This window comes from Streptacidiphilus jiangxiensis (assembly GCF_900109465.1).
Taxonomy (GTDB): Bacteria; Actinomycetota; Actinomycetes; order Streptomycetales; family Streptomycetaceae; genus Streptacidiphilus; species Streptacidiphilus jiangxiensis.
On the sequence record NZ_FOAZ01000070.1, the window covers coordinates 1 to 5,641 of the forward strand.

At 69.2% G+C, this 5,641-nt stretch carries 6 protein-coding genes and 2 rRNA genes; 7 read left to right on the forward strand and 1 reads right to left on the reverse strand.

The genetic code is table 11. The annotated features are described in order from the left end of the window. The 7 genes from BMY61_RS43395 to BMY61_RS43425 all read left to right on the forward strand — a co-directional run. Window positions 1–130 (forward strand): 23S ribosomal RNA (locus BMY61_RS43395); the annotation flags it as partial. 60 nt (window positions 131–190) lie between these two features. Then, window positions 191–307 (forward strand): 5S ribosomal RNA (gene rrf, locus BMY61_RS43400). Between the two features lie 90 nt (window positions 308–397). After that, window positions 398–643: a hypothetical protein gene (locus BMY61_RS43405; protein WP_042461455.1), complete on the forward strand. Its 246-nt coding sequence runs from the start codon at window positions 398–400 to the stop codon at window positions 641–643. After that, entirely contained in the window at window positions 640–1,041 is a 402-nt protein-coding gene (locus BMY61_RS43410) for a PIN domain-containing protein (protein ID WP_042461459.1), read from the forward strand. Before BMY61_RS43405 ends, BMY61_RS43410 begins: the two co-directional genes overlap by 4 nt. A 38-nt stretch (window positions 1,042–1,079) precedes the next feature. Beyond that, window positions 1,080–2,027, forward strand: a complete 948-nt coding sequence (gene sigJ, locus BMY61_RS43415; RefSeq protein ID WP_042461462.1) for an RNA polymerase sigma factor SigJ — start codon at window positions 1,080–1,082, stop codon at window positions 2,025–2,027. Between the two features lie 101 nt (window positions 2,028–2,128). Continuing rightward, window positions 2,129–3,331: an NAD(P)/FAD-dependent oxidoreductase gene (locus tag BMY61_RS43420; RefSeq protein ID WP_042461465.1), complete on the forward strand. Its 1,203-nt coding sequence runs from the start codon at window positions 2,129–2,131 to the stop codon at window positions 3,329–3,331. A gap of 173 nt (window positions 3,332–3,504) precedes the next feature. Next, the gene (locus BMY61_RS43425; protein ID WP_236656689.1) at window positions 3,505–4,560 is read left to right on the forward strand and encodes a DNA glycosylase AlkZ-like family protein; all 1,056 of its coding nucleotides are present in this window, start codon (window positions 3,505–3,507) and stop codon (window positions 4,558–4,560) included. Window positions 4,561–4,572: 12 nt separating this feature from the next. Here BMY61_RS43425 and BMY61_RS43430 read toward each other — a convergent pair whose 3' ends face one another. Next, window positions 4,573–5,217 carry a class I SAM-dependent DNA methyltransferase gene (locus BMY61_RS43430; protein WP_042461474.1) on the reverse strand — a complete coding sequence of 215 codons (645 nt, stop codon included), beginning with the start codon at window positions 5,215–5,217 and terminating at the stop codon, window positions 4,573–4,575. Window positions 5,218–5,641 lie beyond the last annotated feature (424 nt).

Genomic DNA, 5,641 nt, shown 5'->3' on the forward strand with positions numbered 1-5,641 from the left:
CTTCGAGATGAGTACTCCCACCCACTTGATGGGGTAAGGCTCCCAGTAGACGACTGGGTTGATAGGCCGGATGTGGAAGCCCTGTGAGGGGTGGAGCTGACCGGTACTAATAGGCCGAGGGCTTGTCCATAGCTGCTACGCGTCCACTGTGCTGTTCTGAGACAGCGACTATCGCATGATCTCATCGTGTTTCGGTGGTCATAGCGTGAGGGAAACGCCCGGTTACATTCCGAACCCGGAAGCTAAGCCTCACAGCGCCGATGGTACTGCAGGGGGGACCCTGTGGGAGAGTAGGACGCCGCCGAACAACTTTTACAGTGAAGCCCCCTGACCATCGGTCAGGGGGCTTCACTGCGTTGTGGGTGCCAGCCGATGCATACCGCAGTATGCTCGGTCCATGGCTTCCACGACGCGCATCACGGTCACCCTTCCGACCGAACAGGTCGAGGAGATCAAGCGGCACACCGACAACGTCTCCGGCTATGTCGCCGAGGCCGTCGCCCGCCAGGTCCGGCGGCAGCTGCTGGCCACGGAGCTGGCGCAGTACCAGCAGGAGCACGGCGCCTTCACGGAAGAGGAGCTGGCCCGTGCGCGGGCCGAACTCGGAGCCGGCGAGAACCGCTCCGGGGTCGATGCCGCGTGAGCGCCGGCTTCGCATCCGTCGTCCTGGACTGCGAGGCGCTCTCGGCCTGGGTCGACCAGGACCGCGGCATGATGGCCAAGCTGGCAGTCCTGCGGGAGTCGGACGCCGACCTCGTGGTGTGCGCGAACACGATCATCGAGGCGTCACACGAACGGACCAACCGAGCCCGCCTGAATTGGGTCCTCTCCCAGACACGCGTGGAGCCGGTGACCGAGCAGAGCGCACGCGCGGCCTCCGCGCTGCTGCGCGAGGTCGGCCTCCACGGTCACAAGTACGCACTCGACGCCACAGTCGCTGAGTTGGCGCTGCGTCAGCAGCCTCCCGTCGCCGTGCTGACCTCCGACACGGACGATCTGACCCGCCTCTGCGGGAGCCGGGTGCGGGTCCTGCGGGTATGAACCGCCCCACTGCTGGGGCGCTCGTCTACGATCGGGCCATGCTGCTGAACACGGGGGATGTGGAGCGGTTCGAGGCCTTGCGGCCTCGCCTGGAGGCCATCGCCTACCGGCTTCTCGGGTCCGCGAGCGAGGCCGAGGACGCCGCGCAGGAGACGTTCCTGCGGTGGCAGGCGGCCGACGCGGAGAGCATCGCGGTTCCCGAGGCGTGGCTGACCAAGGTCATCACCAACCTCTGCCTCAACCAGCTCAGTTCGGCCCGCGTACGACGCGAGACCTACGTCGGCGAGTGGCTGCCCGAGCCGCTGTTCGCCGGCGATCCCATGCTCGGGCCGATGGACACGGTCGAGCAGCGCGAGTCCGTCTCGTATGCGGTCCTCACCATCATGGAGCGGCTCTCCCCGAACGAGCGGGCCGTGTACGTGCTGCGGGAGGCGTTCGACTACTCGCACCGGGAGATCGCCGAGATCCTGGACCTCACCGAGGCGGCCAGCCAGCAGATCTTCCACCGTGCCAAGCGGCATGTCGCGGAGGGCAGGATCCGCACGGAGATCGAGGAGGCGGCGGCCCGCCGTGTCGTCGAGGAGTTCCTGGCCGCCGCGACCAGTGGCCGCACGGAGCCGCTGGTGCGACTGCTCACGCAGGACGTCGTCGCGGTCGGCGACGGCGGCGGGAAGATCCCGGCTCGTTCCAAGACGGTCGAGGGCGCGCTGGCGGTCGCGAAGTTCATGCGGGGCCTGTTCACGCCGGGCAAGGCCAAGCGCGCGATCATCGGCGGCACGGCTGAGTTGTACGCGACGGTCGCCAACGGCGTCCCTGCGCTCGTGGCGGTCGTCGAGGGCCGGGTGGTCGGCGTGATGTGCCTGGAGGTGACGGCCGAGGGCATCTCCGCGTGCCGGAACCAGGTCAACCCCGACAAGCTCGTACGAGCGACGGAGCGGTGGGCCGCCGCCGGCAACCACGGGGAGCCCCTGGCCGTCCCGTTCTGAGCCGATCGCTGCACTGTGACCTGCTTCACACCGCAACCCTGTCAGGAAGCGAAGGCCCACCCGGTCAAAGGGGTGAACCCAAGCCAGACAGGAGCAGCGACATGCAGAAGCACCGCGTCATCGTCCTCGGAGCCGGTTACGCCGGAGCCAGCGCCGCCGGGCGCCTCGCCAGGCGTCTGCACCGCGGGGACGTCTCCGTCACCCTCGTCAACGCCGAGCCCGACTTCGTCGAGCGCGTCCGTATGCACCAGCTGGCCGTGGGCCAGGACCTCAAGCCGCGGCCGATCAGCGAGATGCTCGAGGGCACCGGCGTCGAACTGCGGCTGGCGAAGGTCACCGGCGTCGACGTCGACCGCAGGACCGTCGCCGTCGCCGACGAGAACGGCACCGTGGAGCTCGAGTACGACACGCTCGTCTACGCCCTCGGCAGCGGCTGGAACCCCCAGGGCGTCCCCGGCACCGCTGAGCACGCCCACGAGATCGCCGGCCGTCCCGGCGCACTCCGGCTGCGGGAGTCCCTGGCGAACCTGCGCGCCGGTCAGAGCGTGGTGGTCGTCGGTGGTGGACTCACCGGCATCGAGGCAGCGACCGAGATCGCCGAGGCCCGTCCGGATCTGGACGTCGCCCTGGCCGCTCGCGGCGCCCTCGGCGACGGATTCGCCCCCAAGAGCCGACAGCACCTGCGGACGGCCTTCGACCGGTTGGGCATCGCGGTGCACGAGCACACCGATGTCGCGGCGGTGGAGGCGGACCACGTCGCCACGGCCGAGGGCACGAGCATCCCGGCTGCCGTCACGGTGTGGACCGTCGGCTTCGGTGTCCACCCGGTCGCCAGGGCCTCCGCGCTCGAGGTCACCGACACCGGTCAGATCGTGGTCGACGCGACCATGCGTTCGGTCTCCCACCCGGACGTGTACGCGATCGGCGACGCAGCGATGGTGATCGGCCCCGGTGACAAGCCCCTGCGGATGTCCTGCGCCTCCGGCGTCCCCACCGCCTGGCAGGCCGCCGACGCGATCGCCGCGCGCCTGACCGGCACGACCGTCCCGGCCGTGTCGATCCGCTACTTCAACCAGTGCGTCTCGCTCGGCCGCAAGGACGGGCTGATCCAGTACGTCACGGCCGACGACCGTGCGAAGGGCGCTGCCCTGACCGGGCGGATCGCCGCGGTCTACAAGGAGCTGGTGTGCAAGGGCGCCGCCTGGGGTGTGGCCAACCCCTTGCTCGGCATGCCGACCCGCCGCCGTCACGTCGTGGCCCGGGAGCAGGCACAGGTGGCCTCCACGGCGGAGGCAACCGCCTGACCGAGTGCCTGGAGCCCCGGTCCCGCAGGCCGGGTGCCGCCACGTTCGAACGGCTGTGCCGGTGGTTCTGTCGGACCCGGCGTCTACGATCCCGACCGGGGAGCCGGGAACACCCCGGCCGTGCCATGTGGCGAGAGACGACGGGACGACAAAGACCAATGCAGACACGACGGTTGACTCGTGCAGAGGCTCGTCGGATCGCCGTCCGGGCGCAGCTGCTGGACGCGAGCCGTCCCGGCAACCTCCTGACACTGATCCAGCAGCTGACCTTCCTGCAGCTGGACCCGACGGACGCGGTGGCGCCCAGCGCGGACCTGGTCGCCTGGAGCCGGCTCGGCAGCACGTACGCGCCGGCCCAGCTCCGGGAGGCGCTCGAGCACGAGCGAACGATCTTCGAGCACTGCGCATCGGTGGCCATGGTGCGCCCGATGGCAGACCTGGGCCTCTACCGCGCGGAGATGGCGGCCTGGCCCTTCGGCCCGAGGTCGGGGGCCTGGCTCGCCGCCAATGAGGGGTTCCGGCGGCGTGTGCTCGACTTGCTCGCCACGTCCGCCCCGCTGGCCTCGCGCGACATTCCCGACACCGCGGAGGTGACGTGGCCGTCGACGGGGTGGACCAACAACCGGAACGTCACCCAGATGCTCGAGTTCCTCAGTGTCCGGGGAGAGGTGGCCGTCGCCGGGCGTCGAGGCCGGCAACGCTTGTGGGACCTGGCCGAGCGCGTCTTCCCCGCCGACGTCCTGGTGCTGCCCCAGGAGGAGGCGCACGAGGTGCGCAGGCGGAAGCTGCTGCGGTCGCTCGGCGTCGCTCGCCCGCGGGTGGTGGGAGAGGTCGGGGTCCTGGCCGAGATCGACGGCACGTCCGGCGTCTGGCGCGTCGATCCCGACGCGACGGCCGAGGGCTTCGCGGGCCGGACCGCGCTGCTGTCGCCGTTCGACCGACTGATCCACGACCGGGCGCGCGCGGTGGACCTGTTCGACTTCGAATACACCCTGGAGATGTACAAGCCGAAGGCCAAGCGACGCTGGGGCTACTTCGCGCTGCCCGTGCTCCACGACGACCAGATGATCGGCAAGGTCGACGCGGCCGCCGACCGCAGGTCCTCCGTCCTGCGGGTGCAGGCGGTCCATGCGGACGTGCCCTTCACCCGCGAGATGACTGCCGCCGTCCATGCCGAGCTGGGTGCGCTCGCCGAGTGGCTCGGGCTCGGCGAGGTCCACTTCGCCTGAGGAAGTGTCCCGTCAGGGACGCCGGTGGGCGAAGAGCATGCCGCCGAGGCTGCTCTCCGCCGAGCGGAGCGTTGTCTGCGCCTCGACCTCGAATCCGGCGGCATCGAGCCGGGCGGCCAACCCGTCCGGTCGGCGCTTGTGCACGTGGACGTTGATGGGGAGCCCGTCGAACCCCCGCGTCTTCAGCTCGGCCCCGTCGCCTACGTGGAAGGCCACCAGGAGCGGGCCACCCGGTCGCACCATCCGACGGAAGCGGGACAGGACACCGCCGAGCTCCTCGTCCGGGATGTGGATCAGCGAGTACCAGGCGAGCAGGCCGGCCAGGGATGCATCGGGGAGGTCCAGCTCCGTCATCGAACCGACCTCGAACCGCAGCGCCGGGTACGCCCGCCGCGCCTCCGCGACCATCGCGGGCGACAGGTCCACCCCGAACACGTCCAGGCCCAACCCGTTCAGATGCGCCGTGATCCTGCCTGTCCCGCACCCCACGTCCGCGACCGGCCCGTCGCCGGCCTCGCGCACCTGGTCGGCGAAGAGCGCCAGTGCCGCGCGCTCGTAGGGTGTCCGACTCAGCAGGTCACGGGTCCGCTCTGCGTAGGTCGTGGCAAGGGTGTCGTAGGACGTCCGGGTGTCGGCCAGCCAGCCTTCGGCGCTCATAGCCGGTCACGCTAGCCCCGTGGGGGCCCTCGAGGTGGGGGGTTGATCCGAGTCGTCCGGACGTGTAATGTTCTCCGAGTTGCCCCGCTCGCGGTGCGGGTGTCCGGGCAGCAAACCCCCTCGAATCTGATCGCACAAAGGCTTTCTTTGTGCTGCCATTTTCGAAAATGGCTGACCGATTTGGTTCCGACCGAAGAAATCAGCTAGAGTTTCACTCGTCGGAACGGGCCGGAGCGAAAAGCGAAAGCCGAAAGTTCTGATAGAGTAGAAAACGAAGGAAGCGCCCGGAGCGGCCCGAAAGGGAAGCAAAGGAAGCGTCCGTTCCTTGAGAACTCAACAGCGTGCCAAAAGTCAACGCCAGTTACTTTTGAGAACAAATTTTCAGCGAGGACGCTGTGCACGGGTCCGTCTATTCCGGCGGATG

Excerpts from the sequence above, each read along its gene's own strand:
- sigJ (WP_042461462.1), top strand. The coding sequence starts at position 1,080 with ATGCTGCTGAACACGGGGGATGTGGAGCGGTTCGAGGCCTTGCGGCCT.
- BMY61_RS43430 (WP_042461474.1), bottom strand. The coding sequence starts at position 5,217 with ATGAGCGCCGAAGGCTGGCTGGCCGACACCCGGACGTCCTACGACACC.
- BMY61_RS43405 (WP_042461455.1), top strand. The coding sequence starts at position 398 with ATGGCTTCCACGACGCGCATCACGGTCACCCTTCCGACCGAACAGGTC.
- BMY61_RS43420 (WP_042461465.1), top strand. The coding sequence starts at position 2,129 with ATGCAGAAGCACCGCGTCATCGTCCTCGGAGCCGGTTACGCCGGAGCC.